Origin of the sequence: Pseudomonas sp. FP2254 (assembly GCF_030687695.1) — a bacterium.
Lineage (GTDB): Bacteria > Pseudomonadota > Gammaproteobacteria > Pseudomonadales > Pseudomonadaceae > Aquipseudomonas > Aquipseudomonas quebecensis.
Window position 1 is genome coordinate 629403 of sequence record NZ_CP117444.1, and the last position, 17804, is coordinate 647206.

The following is a 17804-nucleotide window of genomic DNA, read 5'->3' on the forward strand; positions in this document are numbered from 1 at the left end:
TCAGCTGCATGATCGTTTTTTGATCAGTGTCTTTTTCGTGAGGGATCGAGGGGTTTGTCAACCTGTTTAAAGACACAGGTATATGACTGAATTATGTCCTCCAGGCCTGTGGATAAGTCTGTGACTAAACTCTGGAAAGACCTCCGCAGAGGCCGAAATGTCTGGCCTGGAGCCATCGTTCAAGATTTTCGGCGTCGCCCTGAGCTACATAGGTGCCAGTGAAGGTCAAGCAAAATACTTTCTAAAACCGGCTGCAGGCCTTATATACAGCGGCTTTGAAGGTTTACCACTTGCCCCCAAAGACTGTGGGCGCAATTGTGGATAACCTGCGTGCATCTGGCTGCAGACCACGGTTTATGGGGCTATGAGCGAGCTGGTCATAATTTGATCAGGTGTGCGGCGGTTGTGATGCGTAGCGGTTGCCGCGACGACGAGGGACGGGCATCCTGCTGGCTGATTTTTTCCCGTCGCTCGCAAGGAGAACACCATGTCCGACACGCTGTTTATTACTGGCGCCACCTCTGGTTTCGGCGAAGCCTGTGCTCGTCGTTTCGCCCAGGCCGGCTGGAAACTGGTGCTCACCGGCCGCCGTGCCGAGCGGTTGAATGCCCTGGTTGAAGAGCTTTCCAAGCAGACCGAAGTGCACGGCCTGGTAGTGGACGTGCGTGACCGCAAGGGCATGGAAAACGCCATCGCTAACCTGCCGCCGTCGTTCGCCACCCTGCGCGGGCTGATCAACAATGCCGGCCTGGCGGTGGGCACCGACCCCGCGCCCAAGTGCAACCTGGACGACTGGGAAACGATGGTCGACACCAATATCAAAGGCCTGCTGACCACCACCCATCTGCTGCTGCCGCGCCTGATCGCCCATGGCCGTGGCGCGGGCATCATCAACCTGGGCTCCATCGCCGGAAGCTACCCGTACCCCGGCAGCCATGTGTACGGCGGCTCCAAGGCGTTCGTCAAACAGTTCTCCCTGAACCTGCGTTGCGACCTGCAAGGCACCGGCGTGCGGGTGACCAACATCGAGCCGGGCCTGTGTGAAAGCGAATTCTCCCTGGTGCGTTTCGGCGGTGACCAGGCGCGTTACGACGCCACCTACGCCGGCGCCGAACCGATCCAGCCGCAGGACATCGCCGACACTATCTTCTGGGTGCTCAACACCCCGGCGCACGTCAACATCAACCGCCTGGAGCTGATGCCGGTGAGCCAGAGCTGGGCGGGGTTTGCGATTGAGCGGGGTGCGAAGTAAGGCTTTAGACCGAGTCGCTGCCATCGGGGGCAAGCTCCCTGCCACACTCGTCCGTGTTCACAAACCTGATATGTGTACCGGTCAACTGTGGCAGGAGGCTTGCCCCCGATGGCGTCAAATCGGCCAAAACACGGCATAAGGTATACTCGCCGCCTGAAAGCCCCTCCGCATCGTGCGGATTTAGGGTTTTGACGGGAGGCAATGTGAGTAACCGAGGTGAGCAGTCACTGCTCAAACAATCGACGATTCTGATGTTCGCGGTCGCGATCGCCGGGATTGTCACGGGCGTGGTATCCGGCGCCCAATCCATTCTGTTCGACGGCTTCTTCTCGCTGATCGCCACCGCCATCAAGGTGTTGATGCTGATCACCGCCAAGCTGATCGCCAAGAAAAGCAACGAGCGTTTCCAATTTGGCTACTGGCACCTGGAGCCGATGGTGCTGCTGATCGAAGGCAGTTTCCTGCTGCTGATCGCCATCTATGCATTCCTCAACGGCGTGTTCGGCATTATCAATGGCGGGCGCGAGGTCGAATTGGGCCTGGTGATTATCTACGCGGCGGTGTTTACCGTCGTCGAGTTCGGCTATTTCTTCTATGTGCGTTATCGCAACCGCGCACTGAAATCTTCGTTGATCCAGTTCGATAACATCAGTTGGCTGGTGGACGCGATGCTGTCGGTGGGGCTGCTGATCAGCTTCCTGGCCGCACTGTTGCTCAAGTCCCAGGGCTATGCCGAGTGGGCGGTGTATGTCGACCCGCTGATCCTGATCCTGCTGGCATTGAGCATGCTGGCGCCGGCGTTCAAGATCCTGCGTCCGGCGTTGCGCGACGTGTTGGGGATTGCGCCGGATCATCTGGACGACACAGTGCGCGAGGTGATGGACGCGTTGAAAGCCCGCCATGGTTTCGAGGACTACGTGTCGTATGTGCAAAAGCACGGGCGCGCGCGGTTTATCGAAATCCATGTGGTATTGCCGGTGGATTACCCGGTGAACAACGTTGCGACTCTCGACGCATTGCGTGAGGAGATATCCACAGGGCTGGGCACGCCGGATGCGGCGCGCTGGTTAACGATCAGCTTTACCGCAGATCGTAAGTGGATTGCGTAAGGCCCTGGTAACAGGTGGCCAAGTGATACGGCGTGGTCGACGGCATGTCCCGTCGGCTCACGGCGCCGTTGGCATCCAGGCATTCGTGCCAGCCTTTGTCGTGCAGGAAGTGCTGCTGCAGCGCCAGCAATTGGCGTTGCAACACGGCCTGGCTGTTGGGGCGCAAGGTCAGCGCGCGCAGGTATTCGGCCTGGGCCCAGATACGCTGGGTGCCGTCGCGCACGCTGCCGTCCAGGGCGAGCATGCCGCTGACCGCGCCGGTTAACTTATCCACACCCGTGAGTTCGGCATAGGCAAACGCCCGCGTCAGTGAGGCATGCAGCGGCGTGCCCCGCAGCACGTCCGATGACTCCAGCAAAAAGAACCATTCGAACTGGTGGCCCGGCTCAAACCAGTTATCCACAGCGCCCAGCGGCTTTTCCATCATCACGCCGTGCCGGCGGTCGATGAAACGTTGCTGCATGGCCGTTGCCAGGTTGAGCAGGGCGGCTTGCACGGCGGCGTCTTCGCGCACCGCGAGGGTGGCGAGAAAGCCTTCGGCCAGATGCATCAACGGGTTCTGCAGCGGGCCGGAATCGAGCGATGACCAGTCGCGTTGCAGGACGGCGTCGTACAGGCCGTCATCGCTGGCGAAACGTTGTGCAACCACTTCCAGAGCGGCATTGAGCACCGATTCCACCAACGGTTCGCGCACCTTGGCCCAGTAATGGGCGCAGGCGAAGATGATGAAGGCGTGGGTATAGAGGTCTTTGCGCGTGTCCAGCGGCTGGCCGGCGGGGTCGATGCTGTAGAACCAGCCGCCGTGCTCGGCGTCGTGAAAGTGCCGCTGCAGGGAACGGAACAACGCCGCCGCCCGCGCTTCGGCATATTCGGCATCGGCCTGGCCGATCAGGCTGGCGAATAGATACAACTGTCGTGCGCAAGCCATGGCGCGGTAACGCTGCGGCGGCAAGGGGTGGTGGTCGGCGTCCAGCGCCTCGTAGGGCAACGCCAGCTCGGCATTCCAGCCCGGGCCTTGCCACAGTGGCACGATCAGGTCATGGAAGTGGGTGAGCACGGTGTTCAAAGAGGGTTGGGAAGCGCTGGGCATTGGCTGGCGTCGTCACGGCAGGGGTGTAGGCGCGCATGGTAGCAGGCTTGGGTTCTGTGGTGTCTGTGGCAGAGCTATCGGGGGCAAGCCCCTCCCACCTTTTGATAGCGATGCAGCCAAATGTGGGAGGGGGCCTGCCCCGATGAGGCCTTCAGCCGTGCTGCAAATCAGCCCGCCAGCAACCAGACTCCAGTCGCCGCCGAAGCCGCCCCGGCTACTCGCACCATTGGCGCAGCCGCCGTCGGCAGGAAGCGCACCAGTGCATAACCGGCCGCGTGCAGTGCCGCCGTCGCACCGACAAAACCAGCAGCGTACGCCCAAGGGCTGGACATATCCGGCAGTTCCAGGCCATGGGCCACACCGTGGAACAGCGCAAACATCGCCGTGGCGCCAATCGCCACGAACAGCGGCGGTCGTACCGCCAGCGCCACGGCCAGGCCCAGCGCCAGAACCGAGGCGGCAATCCCGTTTTCCAGCGCCGGCAGCGCCAGGCCCTCGAAACCCAGCAGGCCGCCGATCAGCATCGTGCCGACAAACGTGCACGGCAGCGCCCAGCGCGCGGCGCCTTTTTGCTGGGCGGCCCACAAGCCCACCGCCAGCATGGCCAGCAAATGATCGAGACCGCCCAAAGGGTGACTGATGCCGGCCACCAGGCCGTTGTCGCCGTGGCCGGGGTGGGCAAAGGCCAACGCCGGAGCGAGGAGCAGGGCTGCGGTGGCAAAGAGTTTGTTGAGGCTCATAACTAGCTTCCTTGAAGAGAGATCAGGCGGCGGTCAGCAGACCCTGGCGTTCGATAAAGGCCACGATGTCATCCAGGCCAACGCCGGTTTTCTGGTTGCTGAACACAAAGGGTTTACCGTTGCGCATGCGCTGGGTGTCGCTGTTCATCAGCTCCAGCGAAGCACCGACCAGAGGCGCCAGGTCGATCTTGTTAATCACCAGCAGGTCGGATTTGCAGATACCCGGGCCACCCTTGCGCGGCAGTTTGTCGCCGGCGGACACATCGATCACGTAGATGGTCAGGTCCGACAGCTCCGGGCTGAACGTCGCCGAGAGGTTGTCGCCGCCGGATTCCACCAGGATCAGGTCCAGGCCGGGGAAGCGGCGGTTGAGTTGATCCACCGCTTCCAGGTTGATCGAGGCGTCTTCCCGGATCGCGGTGTGCGGGCAGCCGCCGGTTTCCACGCCGATGATGCGCTCGGGTGCCAGGGCCTGGTTGCGTACCAGGAAGTCGGCGTCTTCGCGGGTATAGATATCGTTGGTGACCACCGCCAGGTTGTAGCGATCGCGCAGCGCCAGGCACAGGGCCAGGGTCAGGGCGGTCTTGCCGGAGCCCACCGGGCCGCCGATGCCGACGCGCAAGGGTTGTGTGTTCATGTGTTTCTCCGAAGTAAAGGGCGCCAAAAAAAGAACCTATGAACGAAACAGCCGGCTGTACTGGCGCTCATGGGCCATGCACGCCAGGGACAGGCCAAACGCGGCGCTGCCGTAATGGTCGGGATCGAGGCGGCTGGCCTCCTGCTGGGCGCTCTGCAGCAGCGGCAACAGTTCGCTGGTCAGGCGCTGGGCCGCTTGCTGGCCCAGAGGCAGGGTTTTCATCAGCACGGCCAGTTGGTTTTCCAGCCAGCTCCACAGCCACGCGGCGAGGGCGTCGTCGGCGCTGATGCCCCAGGCGCGCGCGGCCAGCGCCCAGCCGAGGGCCAGGTGCGGTTCGCTGAAGTGCTCGAGAAAGCGGCGCGCGGCGTCGTCCAGCTCGGGCAAACCGTTGAGCAGTTGTTGCAGGGAATAGCCCATCTGCCGGCTTTCTTGATACAGCTCTCGGGTCTCACGGCTGGCGCGGTGTTCTTCGCATAATTGCGACAACCGTGGCCAATCCCGGGCAGCCGCGGCCCGGCAATGCGCAAGCAGCAGCGGTGCCTCGAAGCGTGCCAGGTTGAGCAGCAACTGATCGCCGATCCAGCGTCTGGCGCTCGTCGCATCGTGGACCCGGCCATTCTCCACGGCCATCTCCAGGCCCTGGGAATAGCTGTAGCCGCCAATCGGCAATTGCGGACTGGCCAGACGCAACAGCGCCCAGGCTGGGTTCATGGACGCACGCCGAACTGATGCAGCTTGGGTGGGTAGTTGAAATCTTCATCGCCATGGCGCGAGTGATGATGACCGCCGCCGTAAGCGCCGTGTTCCGGATGGAACGGCGCCTCGAGGGTGTCGATGTGGGCACCCAGTTGTTCGAGCATGGCCTTGAGCACGTAGTCGTCAAGCAGGCGCAGCCAGCCATCCCCGACCTGCAGCGCCACATGGCGGTTGCCCAGGTGATAGGCGGCGCGCGTCAGTTCATAAGCGCTGCGGCAGGTGACGTGCAGCAACTGTTCAGGGCGCGCAGTGACGCGTACGACACGTCCGTCTTCGGCCTGCAGGCATTCGCCGTCGTGCAGCGGCGGCTGGCCGCGCTCCAGAAACAGGCCGACGTCTTCGCCATCGGCACTGAAACAGCGCAGACGGCTTTTGCTGCGCGCTTCGAAGTTGAGCTGCAACTCGGCGGCCCAGAGGGCTTGGGGGGCGATTCGGCGGTGGATCACCAGCATCAGAAAGCTTCCAGCGAGGGGCGATAAACCAGCTAGAGCAAGGGCCTTGCCAACCCTGAGTAAGCGTAGGAATTACCTGTAGGTAGGCGTGCGTGTGCCACGTAATAGGGCGGTCGGGCAAAACCGAATCGCCCCAAAAGTGTGCACCGGGAAATGTATTGCACTCCTTGAGAGCGGTTTGGGAATTTTCCTACAAGGACTCAGGAATTCACGCTCATCGAGGTGCGCGCACAGTAATTAGGCTTTGCGGCGTGTTTAATCCCCTGCGACGTTTATCATGATCAAGTCATTTTTAACTGCCGTTGTTATCGGCCTGGCGTTTGTCGTTTCAACGGCGTCAGCCAATTACCAACCGCGTTCAACCTTTGGTTCTTCACTTCACAACGTGCCGTCGGCCTCCATCGAGAATGTGGTCGACCGCGCCCACCAATTGCTCGGCACCCCCTATAAATGGGGGGGCACATCGATTGACCAGGGGTTCGACTGCAGCAGCCTGCTGGTCTACCTGTTCAAGACCCAGGCCAATATCCAGATTCCCCGCACCACCGCGGCAATGCACCGCTCGACGGCCGCGACCATCCAGCGCAACGCGCTCAAGCCCGGCGATGCGGTGTTTTTCAAGGGGAATGGGCGTGGGCGGGTAAGCCATGTAGGGCTTTATATCGGCGAGGGCAAATTCATTCACTCGCCGCGTACTGGCAAGAACGTCAGTATCGACTCGTTGAGTAACCGCTACTGGAACAAGCATTACACCACCGCCAAGCGTTTCCACAACGCCGGTTGATCGGCTTATTCGGTGCTGCCCAGGCCTTGCCAATGTTTGAGGCCGATAAAGATAAAGCGTAACTGCTGGGTGATTTTCGCCTGGGGTGTGAGGTGGGCAGGCAGGGCGTGGGGCGGTGGATCGATGATATCGGGCAGGGTGGCGAACACGCTCTTGACGATCAGGTCGGCCATCACGTGCAGCCCATCGGCATCCAGATGCTGCAGCTTGGGCATCAGTGTCAGGTCGGCGGCCAGGTCGCGGGTGATGTCTTCGCGCAAGGCGGCGATGGCTTGGCGCACGGCCAGGCAGCCACCATATTGCTCGCGGGCCAGGAACAGGAATTGCGAGCGATTGGCCGATACCACATCGAGAAAGATCCGCACGGACGCGTCGATGATGCCGCCCATGACGAATTCGTTGTGGCGCACCAAGCGAATGGTGGCGCGGAAGGTCTGGCCGACTTCGCTCACCAGCACCAGGCCCAATTGATCCATATCGGCAAAGTGCCGATAGAAACCGGTGGGGACAATGCCGGCCGTCTTGGCCACTTCGCGCAGGCTCAAGCTGCCGAACCCACGGCCGCACTCCATCAGATGGCGGGCTGCGTCCATCAGGGCGAGGCGGGTCTGTTGCTTTTGTTCGGCACGGGGCAGCATGGGCGGGCGAGCTTTGTGGACAAGTACAGCGACGCACTCTAGCAAAACCGCTCGAGCGGCGTCGAACTTGACGCGGGTGGGGCGGTTAAGGACGTGACAGGTCTTGCAGAAAGTCAAAAGCCCGATCGGTGGATCGGGCTTTTTTTCGGGCCATCACAGGCTCAGCTCTGAGCTTGATGCATTGCTTCCAGGCGGTCGGCACCGCCCTCGGCCACTGCGTTGCGTTCCATCAGACGGTCGGCACCACCTTCAGCAACGCCGTCGGCGTAGCCACGTTTGTTGGCACGGTCGGAACCACCTTCAGCCACTGCATTACGCTCCATCAAGCGATCAGCGCCACCTTCAACCAGACCTTTCTCTTGCAGACGGTTGAAGCCGTTTTCAGCCACGGCGCCTTTGGCGTAGTCGCGGTTCTCTTCTTCCTGCGAACCGCTGCGTGCCAGGGTCTGGCTGGACTGCACGGCTTGGGCTTTGTTTTGTGGGGTCGCTTGTTCGGCGGCTGGCAGAGCAAAAGCGCTCGAAGCCAGGACAGATAACAGGACGGTAGCGAGTAGTTGGCGTTTCATGATCAGTTGCTCCTTGGGAGGGCGATAAAGTGGGTACAGGGCTAATGCTACTCTCGATAAGTCGATATAAAAGTTCATAAACACAATGGTAATAATCAACAGAATTGATTGTTCTCGCCGAGGGCTCTAGAACGCGGCTCTCAAGCACGCGGTTTTGCACCGCAGTGGGTATTTTCGACACGCATGCGGGTAACATTGGTGCGCGACAAGCTGTGAAATCTGTCGAGTCGGTCAGGAAAATGCCGATTGGGCGGCTTTTTTTACCGCTGAAACGGGTTTGGGTTAAACCCGCAGACGGTTTGCCAGTCGTAGTCTTGTAAGCTGTCCTAAAGGCTGCCCTTCAGCCGGTCGTATTCAGGAGTCCTGTGCAATGACGCGCACTCGTAAAATTGTGGTTTGGAGCTGCGCCAGCTTCGTTGTATTAATCGCTGCAGTGGTCCTGATCCTGGTGTTCTTTGACTGGAACCGCATCAAGCCGCCCCTCAACGCCAAAGTCTCCGAAGAGCTGCATCGCGCGTTTGCGATCAATGGCAACCTCGCCGTGAAGTGGCAGCGCGAGTCCGATGAAGGCGGCTGGCGAGCCTGGGTGCCCTGGCCCCACGTGATTGCCGAAGACCTGACCCTGGGCAACCCGGACTGGTCGAAGCAACTGCAGATGGTCACGCTCAAAAAAGTGGAATTGCGCATATCGCCCCTGGCTTTGCTGGCGCAGCGTGTGGTTATCCCGCGTATCGACCTCACCGAACCGAGCGCCGAGTTGCAGCGCCTGGCCGACGGCCGCGCGAACTGGACGTTCACGTTCGACCCTAAAGATCCCGACGCCGAGCCTTCCAATTGGGAGGTGGACATCGGTGCCATCGGTTTCGACAAGGGCCACGTGACGCTTGACGATCAAACCCTCAAAACCCAGCTCGATGTGATCATCGACCTGCTGGGCAAGCCCATTCCCTTCGGCGAAATCGTCGGCGATGCCGATGCCAAAAAGGCGCTGGAGAAAGGCTCCGCGCCCCAGGACTATGTATTCGCCCTCAAGGTCAAAGGCCAATACCACGGCCAGAAACTCGACGGCGACGGCAAGATCGGCGGCCTGTTGGCCTTGCGGGACGCGGCCAAGCCGTTCCCGTTGCAAGCGCAGGTCAAGATCGCCGACACCCGCATTGCCCTGGCCGGCACGCTGACCGATCCACTGAACCTGGGGGCTCTCGACCTGCGCCTGAAGCTCGCCGGCGCCAGCCTGAGCAAGCTGTATCCGCTGACCGGCGTTACCTTGCCGGATTCGCCGGCGTACGCCACCGACGGTCATTTGATCGCCAAGCTGCATGAGGCCAGCGGCGCGTCGTTCCGCTACGAAAACTTCAATGGCAAGATCGGCGACAGTGATATCCATGGCGACCTGGCCTATGTCGCCAGCCAGCCACGCCCCAAGCTCAGCGGGACGCTGGTGTCCAACCAGTTGCTGATGACCGACCTCGCGCCCCTGATTGGCGCCGATTCCAACGCCAAGCAGAAAGCTCGTGGCGGCGAGAGCAAGCAGCCCGCCACCAAGGTGCTGCCGGTGCAGGAGTTTCGCACCGAGCGTTGGCGCGACATGGACGCCGATGTGGAATTCACCGGTAAGCGTATCGTGCACAGCGCCGACCTGCCCTTTACCGACCTCTACACCCACCTGGTGCTCAACGACGGCGAACTGAGCCTGGAACCGCTGCGCTTCGGGGTGGCCGGCGGCAAGCTCGACGCGCAGATTCGCTTGAACGGTCGCACCACGCCGATGGAAGGGCGTGCCCGGCTGACCGCGCGCAATTTCAAACTCAAGCAGCTGTTCCCAAGCTTTGAACCGATGAAAACCAGCTTCGGCGAACTCAACGGCGATGCGGATATTTCCGGGCGCGGCAACTCCGTCGCCGCGCTGCTGGGCACCTCCAACGGTGACCTGAAGATGTTGATCAACGACGGCGCCATCAGCCGTGGCCTGATGGAGATCGCCGGCCTCAACGTGGGCAACTACGTGGTGGGTCGCCTGTTCGGCGACAAAGAAGTGAAGATCAACTGCGCCGCCGCGAACTTCGGCGTCAAGAGTGGCCTGGCCACTACGCGGCTGTTTGTGTTCGATACCGAGAACGCGATCATCTATGTCGACGGTACGGCCAATATGGCGAGTGAACAGTTGGACCTGACCATCACCCCCGAATCCAAGGGTTTTCGGATGTTCTCCCTGCGCTCGCCGCTGTACGTCAATGGGCCGTTCATCAAGCCGAATGCGGGTGTCAAAGCCATTCCTCTGGCTCTGCGCGGCGCGGGCATGGTTGCACTGGGCGTGATCGCCGGCCCGGCGGCCGGCCTGCTGGCGCTGGTGGCGCCCAGTGGCGGTGAGCCGAACGAGTGTGCGCCGTTGCTGCAGCAGATGAAGGAAGGTAAAGCGCCGAAGACGGTGAAGGGGTGATCGTCGAAAATGTCAGAAAGAGCGACCCTTGGGTCAATGCCAGTCAGTTAAGAGACGGAACGGGCAACCAGTAACCTGTGGCGAGCGGGCTTGCCCCGCGTTGGGCTGCGAAGCAGCCCCAAAACATAGTCCCGGAGCAGCCTGGCATACTGCGACGCTCCTATTGGGGCTGCTGCGCAGCCCAACGCGGGGCAAGCCCGCTCACCACAGTTACAGTGTTCCTCCTTAACTGACTGGCATTTGACCCTTGGGCCGCCTCTTTTATCACGGCGCCGTAAGTATGATCCTGGACTTGTGTAGCTCATTTCTGAAGCGCTAAAACCGCCCCTGATTCCCCTTACGTCTCCTGGGTTGCCTTCCTATAGTTGGCCACCACAGTCACTTGGAGGTGTAATCCTTGCAGGGAGCCTACGCATTTATCAATGAGCGACCGCAGCCTTATCCACTGCTCAAGCTCAGCCTTTCTCTTAACCCCCATGCGCAAACAAAGTTCGACACCGTCAACCACCACATCCGCAGTGTCGTGGTACTGCCAGGGCAGTTGGTGATTATTCCTGATGCGCGCACGGCGTCTTGCACTGCTGAAGAAGCGCAACTGATGCGCTCAGCGCAGAACATAAAACAGGCGTTGCTGGCGCATTCTGCTGCTGATCAGTTTTTGATCAAAAACTACGATCAGCTACAGGCAATCATGTCCCACGCCTCGCTCACCATCGGAAGCGGCACCGGTGCATGGAGCAAGCACTTGGCGCAAATCGAAAAGACCCTTAAGGACGTCGACGAGTTGCATAAGCAGTACTTGAAGAACGGGACTATGGGGGCGAGGAGTGAGTTTCTGGCTAATCGCAGGACGCTATTTGCGAGGCTGGATCTTCAGCTCTCTGGTATGGCGCGTTTTGGTACGGGGTTGAAAAATGAGGGCTCTATTAAAAAATGCTGGGTATTTCCAGTAAGAGCTATTGGCGTCACGGAGAAATTCGTGGGTATGAGGAGACGGTCAAGCGCGTAGCCAAGGCTTCAGAGATGTTGAAAAAGGGAACGTATATTGGGATCGCGCTGGATGTCGGAGTGACCGCGTTGGAAATAACGGAGGCATGTTCCACCGGACGCGAACAGGAATGTACGCGGGCGAAGTTTGTAGAAGGAGGAAAACTGGCGTTCGGGGTTGGTGGGGCAGCGTTCGGCGCAGAGGTTGGTGCTGCTGTCGGAATGGTCGCCTGTGCAGAGTAGTCTTTGGCACCCCTACCGCCGGAGCAGGAGCGCTAGGCTGTGCAGTTGTTGGCGGGATTATTGTAGGTGCAGCCGGAGGCTCGCTAGGAAACAAGTATGGAGAACAGGTTGGTACGAGTCTTTATGAGACTTCAGGGGGTAGCGAATGACGCTTGAGCCCCTTGGGATGATATCGGCCATTATTATGATGTTGAGTTACCCCATATGTATTTATGCCATCTATACAAAACTTGAAGAAGCCGAGGACTATTTAAAACTCAGCACATTTATAGTGACGGTCAAATACAGATTTGGGTTCGGTCTGTTTGGAGGGAAACTGAAACGTCTCTTCGTTATCGCGATCGTTATCCTCATCCCAAAGGTTTTTCAATGGCGCCACTTGGTGCTTACCGAGGACGTAAGGCGTATGCCGAAAAGGCTCAAACTATGGATGGTCCTGCCCTTCCTGCTCACTATGTCTTCCTTCGCCGGAATGGCCTTGTCATGGTTTCTGACTGAGTAATGGTCATAGCAAGTAAAAAAGAGGGGGAGCCGGTTAACCGGCTCCCCCTCTTTTTTATGCTTCGAATTACAGGCTTTCGAGAATGTCCGCCATATCGTCCGCGTGTTCTTCTTCCTGGGCCAGGATTTCTTCGAAGATGCGGCGGGTGGTCGGGTCTTTGTCGCCGATGTACTGGATGATCTCGCGGTAGCTGTCCACCGCGATCCGCTCGGCCACCAGGTCTTCGTAGACCATTTCTTTAAGCGTGTTGCCGGCTACATATTGAGCATGGGAGTTCTTCGACAGCAGGTCGGGGTTGAACTCCGGCTCGCCGCCCAATTGCACGATGCGCTCGGCAAGTTTGTCGGCGTGCTCGGCTTCTTGGGTGGCGTGCTCGAGGAATTCCTGCGCGGCGACGGCGGCTTTGACGCCGCTGGCCATGAAGTAGTGGCGCTTGTAGCGCAGCACGCACACCAGTTCAGTGGCCAGTGAGGCGTTGAGCAGGCGAATGATTTCTTCGCGGTCGGCATCATAGCCCTGGGTTACGGCACCGTTTTCGACGTTCTGGCGGGCGCGGCTGCGCAGGGTCGCAACGTCGGTCAAGTTTGCTTCAGTCATCTCAATCTCCTGGGGCTAATCCGGGTTACGTCACGCTCTGTCGGTGTGATCGCTCCAAGTTGTGAGTACCGGGCCGGGCAAAAAGTTTTATCGGATTTGCCCGCGACGTCATGAGGCAGACTTGCGGCTGGGCTAGTCTGCAAGGCATCACGCGGTTTTCGAGGATGTTCGCTTCATGCCGAAGTCGTTGGCTACACGTTATCCACTGGTGCTGGTGCCCGGCATGCTGGGCTTCGTGCGTATCGGGTTCTTCCCTTACTGGTACGGCATCGTCCCGGCGCTGCAGGCGGGCGGGGCGGTGGTATTCCCGGTGCAGGTGGCGCCGCTGGATTCCAGCGAGGTGCGCGGCGAGCAGTTGCTGCTGCAGATCGAGCGAATCCGTCGCGAAACCGGGGCCGACAAGGTCAACCTGATCGGCCACAGCCAGGGTGCGCTCACCGCACGCTACGCGGCGGCCATACGGCCGGAATGGGTGGCGTCGGTCACGTCGGTGGCCGGGCCCAATCACGGCTCGGAGCTGGCGGACCATTTCCACACGCATTACCCCACCGACAGCGTCAAAGGGCGGTTGGTCAGCGCAGTGTTTCACCTGGTTGCCTGGATGATGGGCCTGCTGGAAACCGGCTATCGCGGCCCGCGCTTCAAGGCGGACCTGCGGGCCTCGCACCAGTCCCTGACCAGCGCCGGCGTGGCGCTGTTCAATCGTCACTATCCTCAGGGTTTACCCGACAGCTGGGGCGGGCAGGGCGCCGAGGAGGTCAATGGCGTGCGCTACTACTCGTGGTCCGGCACCTTGCAGCCGGGCAAGACTGACCGTGGGCGCAACCTGCTGGATGGTACCCACCGCAGTTGCCGGCTGTTCGCCCGCAGCTTCCTACGCGAGAAGGGCCAATGCGACGGCATGGTCGGGCGCTACAGTTCACACCTGGGTGTGGTGATCGGCGACGACTTTGCGCTGGACCACTTCGACATCGTCAATCAGTCCCTGGGCCTGGTGGGCAAGGGCGCCGAGCCGATCCGCCTATTTGTCGAACACGCACGACGCTTGAAGGACGCCGGGGTTTAAGCGGGTCGACGCACCGGTGTGGTCCAGCGCTCCGACAGAATCACCCCGCCCAGGGTCAGCAACCCGCCCACCAGGTGATACAGCGCCAGTTCCTCCTTGAGCACCACCGCCGCGATCAGCGCGGTGATCAACGGCAGCAGGTTGAAAAACAGCGTGGTGCGACTCGGTCCGAGAGTTTTCACCGAATGCATCCAGGCCAGTGGCGCAAGCATGGACGCCAGCAGGCACGCGTACAGCACCAGCGGAATATTTGCCCAGCCCAGGCCGGCCTTCGCCGACAACAAGTACAGCGGGAACAGCACCACCACTGCCACCAGGATCTGCAGGTACAGCAGCACCAGCGGCGGCAGGCGCAGTTGCCATTTTTTCAGCAGGGTGCTGTAGACCGCGTAGGCCAGGGTGGCCACCAGCATCATCGCGTCACCCAGGTTGACCCCGTGTTGCAGCAGCGCGCCGAGGCTGCCGGCCGACACCACTACCGCCACCCCGGCAAACGACAGCATCGCCCCCGTGAGCGCGCCAAAGGTCAGGCGCTGGCCGAGGCTGATAATGGCGGCGGTCAACGCCATCAACGGCATCAGCGACAGAATGATGCCCATGTTGGTGGCACTGGTCAGGGATGCTGCGTAGTACGCCAGGCTCTGGTACACCGCCATGCCCAGCACGCCGAGGATGCAGACCTTGCCCAGGTTGGGCCGGATGGTCGCCCAATGAGCGAGCACCGGCTTGAGCATGAACGGGGTAAACAGCAGCGCCGCGAGCAGCCAGCGGTAGAAGCCGATTTCGGCAGGGAAGATCGAACCCACGGCCAGTTTGTTGACCACGGTATTGCCGGCCCAGATGAAGATGGCCAGCAGGGGATAAGCGTATTGCATGACAGCGCCGCATGGATGAATGAGCGGGGATTATCCTCTCTCTGCGCAGGAAGGTGTAACAGGGTTTGACTACACTCTCGAAAGACCGCGCCCCCCGGCCCGGTAACAGGGAGAAAACTCCATGAAGATGCTGCGTATACCGTTGTTGATGATGATGGGCCTGCTGTTGTGCTCCCAGGGCTTTGCCGCCACCGCCCAGCAAACCAAGATGACCACCTGTAACGCCGAAGCCACCACCAAGACGCTCAAGGGCGACGAGCGCAAGGCGTTCATGAAAACCTGCTTGTCGGCTCCGGCCGCCAATGATGCGAAGACGCTGACGCCGCAGCAGCAAAAAATGAAGGATTGCAACGCGTCGGCGAAAACCAAGGCGCTGACCGGGGACGCGCGCAAGACCTTCATGAGCAGCTGCCTCAAAGGCTGACCGCGCAGGCGATCAGGTGTGGGAGGTGGCGAGCCTCCTCCCAGCACATTCACAACCTACCCACTCGCTTGATTCCCTCAAGGCTGGCAGACTGCCCATCCTTTAACGCCGTTCGTTTTGAGGCTGTATGCCAACGTTTTCTCAGCGTCATATGTTGTTGCTGGCCAGCTACATCATTATTTTTGGCGGATTGCTGCTGGTATTGCCGCTCAAATTGCTACCCAGCCTGCTGGCCGGCCTGTTGGTTTACGAGCTGGTCAACATGCTCACCCCTCAACTGCAACGGCTGATCGAAGGCCGACGCGCGCGCTGGCTGGCGGTAGCCTTGCTGGGCACTGTAATCGTCAGCGTGCTGGCCCTGATCTTTGCCGGTGCTATCAGCTTCCTGCTCCACGAGGCGGAAAATCCTGGCGCCTCCCTCGACAAGTTCATGGGCGTGGTCGACCGCGCGCGCGGCCAATTGCCGCCGTTTCTCGACGCCTACCTGCCCGCCAGCGCCGCCGAGTTCCGTGTGGCCATCGGCGACTGGCTGAGCAAGCACCTGAGCGAACTGCAACTGGTGGGCAAAGACGCGGCGCATATGTTCGTGACGCTGCTGATCGGCATGGTGCTCGGCGCGATCATCGCGCTGCAGCGCATCCCTGACCTGACCAAGCGCAAGCCCCTGGCCGCGGCGCTGTTCGACCGCCTGCACCTGCTGGTCCAGGCGTTTCGCAACATCGTCTTCGCACAAATCAAGATCGCCGCGCTCAACACCGCCTTCACCGCCGTGTTCCTGGCCGTGGTGCTGCCGTTGTGTGGCATCCACCTGCCGCTGACCAAAACCCTCATCGTGCTGACCTTCCTGCTCGGCCTGCTGCCGGTGATCGGCAACCTGATGTCCAACACCTTGATCACCATCGTCGCGCTGTCGCTGTCGATCTGGGTGGCCGTGGCGGCGCTGGGCTATCTGATCGTGATTCACAAGGTCGAGTACTTCCTCAACGCCCGCATCGTGGGTGGGCAGATCAGTGCCAAGTCGTGGGAATTACTGCTGGCGATGCTGGTGTTTGAAGCGGCATTCGGTTTGCCGGGGGTGGTGGCGGGGCCGATTTACTATGCGTATTTGAAGAGTGAGTTGAAGCTGGGAGGGATGGTTTAGGCTTTGTGTTGTCTGGGCTGACGCCATCGAGGGCAAGCCCCCTCCCACCTTTGAATGCGTTCACAAATCAAAATGTGGGAGGGGGCTTGCCCCCGATGAACTCACCACGGTATTTCAGGTGAAACTCAGCAACCGTAGCGCTTACTCGCCTCAATCGCCAACCCGCTGCCGATACTGCCGAAGATATTCCCTTCCACATGCCGCGCATTCGGCAGCATCGCCGAGATGCTGTGGCGCAGCGCCGGGATGCCGCTGGAGCCGCCGGTGAAGAACACGGTGTCTACCTGCGCCACGCTGACCGAGGCATCGTTGAGCAGTTGAGTCACGCTGCCACGTACGCGTTCGAGCAGGCCGTCGATGGCTGACTCGAACAAGGTGCGGCTCAGGTCCACGCTCAAGCCGCGCTCGATGCGGTCGAGCGGCACATGGCGATTGTCGTCGTGGGTCAGCTGGATCTTGGTTTCTTCCACTTCCATCGCCAACCAGTGCCCGGCGCGCTGTTCGATCAGCTTGAACAGGCGGTCGATGCCACCGGTGTCTTCGATGTCGTAGCGCATGCTGCCCAGGGCCAGCTGGGATTTCTGCGAGTACACCGAGTTGATGGTGTGCCAGGTCGCCAGGTTCATGTGGTGGCTGGTGGGCATGTAGGCGCCGCTCTTCATGCGGCTGCCGTAGCCGAACAGCGGCATCATGCCGGCCAGCGACAGTTGCTTGTCGAAGTCGGTACCGCCGATGTGTACGCCGCCGGTGGCGAGAATGTCATCGTGGCGGTTGTCGTTGTGCCGACGGTCCGGCGACAGGCGCACCAGCGAGAAGTCCGAAGTACCGCCGCCGATGTCGACGATCAGCACCAGCTCTTCCTTTTCGATGGTGGACTCGTAATCGAAGGCCGCGGCAATCGGTTCGTACTGGAACGAGATGTCCTTGAAGCCGATCTTGCGCGCTACGTCGACCAGGGTATTTTCCGCTTCCTGGTCGGCCATCGGGTCGTCATCGACAAAGAACACCGGACGGCCCAGCACCACTTCTTCGAACTCGCGGCCGGCGTTGGCTTCGGCGCGGCTCTTGAGTTGGCCGATAAACAGCGCCAGCAGATCGGTGAAAGGCATTGCCGTGCCCAATACGCTGGTGTCGTGCTTGATCAGCTTGGAGCCCAGCAGGCTCTTGAGCGAGCGCATCAAGCGGCCTTCGTAGTTTTCCAGGTACTCGTGCAACGCCAGGCGACCGTACACCGGGCGGCGCTCCTCGAAGTTGAAGAACACCACCGACGGCAGTGTGATTTTGTCGTCCTCCAGCGCAATAAGTGTCTGCGCGCCCGGGCGGATCCAGCCGACGGTGGAGTTGGACGTGCCAAAGTCGATGCCGCAGGCACGGGCCGGGGATGGGTTTTTCATGTCTATCGGGTTCCGGTCGGAAAACGGCCGCGCAGTGTATGCCAGTCGCGGACGGATGCGTAGGCCGACCATCCGTTAAATCATGCTTGAAAGTCACCGATTTGCCCCCAC

At 60.6% G+C, this 17804-nt stretch carries 19 protein-coding genes; 9 read left to right on the forward strand and 10 right to left on the reverse strand.

Translation table 11 applies throughout. The annotated features are described in order from the left end of the window. Window positions 1-487 precede the first annotated feature (487 nt). Both PSH94_RS02660 and PSH94_RS02665 read left to right on the forward strand, forming a co-directional pair. Complete coding sequence (locus tag PSH94_RS02660; RefSeq protein WP_285428912.1) at window positions 488-1252, forward strand: SDR family oxidoreductase; 765 nt, start codon at window positions 488-490, stop codon at window positions 1250-1252. Between the two features lie 203 nt (window positions 1253-1455). Continuing rightward, a complete protein-coding gene (locus PSH94_RS02665) occupies window positions 1456-2361 on the forward strand; it encodes a cation diffusion facilitator family transporter (RefSeq protein ID WP_181080441.1) in 906 nt (301 codons plus the stop codon). On the opposite strand, the gene PSH94_RS02670 is transcribed toward PSH94_RS02665, so the two are convergent. The 5 genes from PSH94_RS02670 to ureE all read right to left on the reverse strand — a co-directional run bounded on the left by PSH94_RS02670 (window position 2333) and on the right by ureE (window position 6036). Next, a complete protein-coding gene (locus PSH94_RS02670) occupies window positions 2333-3451 on the reverse strand; it encodes an AGE family epimerase/isomerase (protein ID WP_253510195.1) in 1119 nt (372 codons plus the stop codon). The two genes, PSH94_RS02665 and PSH94_RS02670, sit on opposite strands and share 29 nt — an antisense overlap. Before the next feature lie 167 nt (window positions 3452-3618). Further along, on the reverse strand, window positions 3619-4191 hold the full coding sequence (locus PSH94_RS02675; protein WP_305436365.1) for a HupE/UreJ family protein: 573 nt from the start codon (window positions 4189-4191) through the stop codon (window positions 3619-3621). A 22-nt stretch (window positions 4192-4213) separates the two neighbouring features. Further along, window positions 4214-4828, reverse strand: coding sequence for an urease accessory protein UreG (gene ureG / locus PSH94_RS02680; protein WP_003188109.1), 615 nt, complete (start codon window positions 4826-4828; stop codon window positions 4214-4216). 36 nt (window positions 4829-4864) lie between these two features. After that, window positions 4865-5539: an urease accessory protein UreF gene (locus PSH94_RS02685; RefSeq protein WP_253510199.1), complete on the reverse strand. Its 675-nt coding sequence runs from the start codon at window positions 5537-5539 to the stop codon at window positions 4865-4867. Beyond that, a complete protein-coding gene (gene ureE / locus PSH94_RS02690; protein WP_253510201.1) occupies window positions 5536-6036 on the reverse strand; it encodes an urease accessory protein UreE in 501 nt (166 codons plus the stop codon). Before ureE ends, PSH94_RS02685 begins: the two co-directional genes overlap by 4 nt. 277 nt (window positions 6037-6313) lie before the next feature. On the opposite strand from ureE, the gene PSH94_RS02695 reads away from it, so the two are divergent. Next, entirely contained in the window at window positions 6314-6820 is a 507-nt protein-coding gene (locus tag PSH94_RS02695; protein ID WP_305436367.1) for a C40 family peptidase, read from the forward strand. A 5-nt stretch (window positions 6821-6825) separates the two neighbouring features. On the opposite strand, the gene PSH94_RS02700 is transcribed toward PSH94_RS02695, so the two are convergent. Together PSH94_RS02700 and PSH94_RS02705 are read right to left on the reverse strand one after the other, a co-directional pair. Next, window positions 6826-7458, reverse strand: a complete 633-nt coding sequence (locus PSH94_RS02700) for a TetR family transcriptional regulator (RefSeq protein ID WP_253510205.1) — start codon at window positions 7456-7458, stop codon at window positions 6826-6828. Window positions 7459-7619: 161 nt separating this feature from the next. Next, complete coding sequence (locus tag PSH94_RS02705) at window positions 7620-8024, reverse strand: hypothetical protein (RefSeq protein ID WP_181080435.1); 405 nt, start codon at window positions 8022-8024, stop codon at window positions 7620-7622. 370 nt (window positions 8025-8394) lie between these two features. On the opposite strand from PSH94_RS02705, the gene PSH94_RS02710 reads away from it, so the two are divergent. The 3 genes from PSH94_RS02710 (at window position 8395) to PSH94_RS02720 (ending at window position 12196) form a co-directional block, all read left to right on the forward strand. Next, the gene (locus tag PSH94_RS02710; RefSeq protein WP_305436368.1) at window positions 8395-10464 is read left to right on the forward strand and encodes an AsmA family protein; all 2070 of its coding nucleotides are present in this window, start codon (window positions 8395-8397) and stop codon (window positions 10462-10464) included. A gap of 397 nt (window positions 10465-10861) precedes the next feature. After that, the gene (locus tag PSH94_RS02715; protein WP_305436369.1) at window positions 10862-11473 is read left to right on the forward strand and encodes a hypothetical protein; all 612 of its coding nucleotides are present in this window, start codon (window positions 10862-10864) and stop codon (window positions 11471-11473) included. 366 nt (window positions 11474-11839) lie between these two features. Beyond that, the gene (locus PSH94_RS02720) at window positions 11840-12196 is read left to right on the forward strand and encodes a hypothetical protein (RefSeq protein ID WP_285429207.1); all 357 of its coding nucleotides are present in this window, start codon (window positions 11840-11842) and stop codon (window positions 12194-12196) included. A 66-nt stretch (window positions 12197-12262) separates the two neighbouring features. Here the strand turns inward: PSH94_RS02720 and PSH94_RS02725 are convergent, their stop codons facing one another. After that, window positions 12263-12793: a bacterioferritin gene (locus PSH94_RS02725; protein WP_181080433.1), complete on the reverse strand. Its 531-nt coding sequence runs from the start codon at window positions 12791-12793 to the stop codon at window positions 12263-12265. A 175-nt stretch (window positions 12794-12968) separates the two neighbouring features. Between PSH94_RS02725 and PSH94_RS02730 the strand changes: the two genes are divergently transcribed. Continuing rightward, on the forward strand, window positions 12969-13859 hold the full coding sequence (locus PSH94_RS02730; protein WP_285429208.1) for a triacylglycerol lipase: 891 nt from the start codon (window positions 12969-12971) through the stop codon (window positions 13857-13859). Here PSH94_RS02730 and PSH94_RS02735 read toward each other — a convergent pair. Beyond that, window positions 13856-14734, reverse strand: a complete 879-nt coding sequence (locus PSH94_RS02735; RefSeq protein ID WP_181080431.1) for a DMT family transporter — start codon at window positions 14732-14734, stop codon at window positions 13856-13858. The genes PSH94_RS02730 and PSH94_RS02735 overlap by 4 nt on opposite strands. A gap of 121 nt (window positions 14735-14855) precedes the next feature. Between PSH94_RS02735 and PSH94_RS02740 the strand changes: the two genes are divergently transcribed. Together PSH94_RS02740 and PSH94_RS02745 are read left to right on the forward strand one after the other, a co-directional pair. Then, entirely contained in the window at window positions 14856-15158 is a 303-nt protein-coding gene (locus PSH94_RS02740) for a PsiF family protein (protein WP_305436371.1), read from the forward strand. Between the two features lie 127 nt (window positions 15159-15285). Further along, a complete protein-coding gene (locus tag PSH94_RS02745) occupies window positions 15286-16299 on the forward strand; it encodes an AI-2E family transporter (RefSeq protein WP_181080429.1) in 1014 nt (337 codons plus the stop codon). A gap of 125 nt (window positions 16300-16424) precedes the next feature. Here PSH94_RS02745 and PSH94_RS02750 read toward each other — a convergent pair whose 3' ends face one another. Beyond that, window positions 16425-17693, reverse strand: coding sequence for an Hsp70 family protein (locus PSH94_RS02750; RefSeq protein ID WP_253510214.1), 1269 nt, complete (start codon window positions 17691-17693; stop codon window positions 16425-16427). Between the last annotated feature and the right edge of the window lie 111 nt (window positions 17694-17804).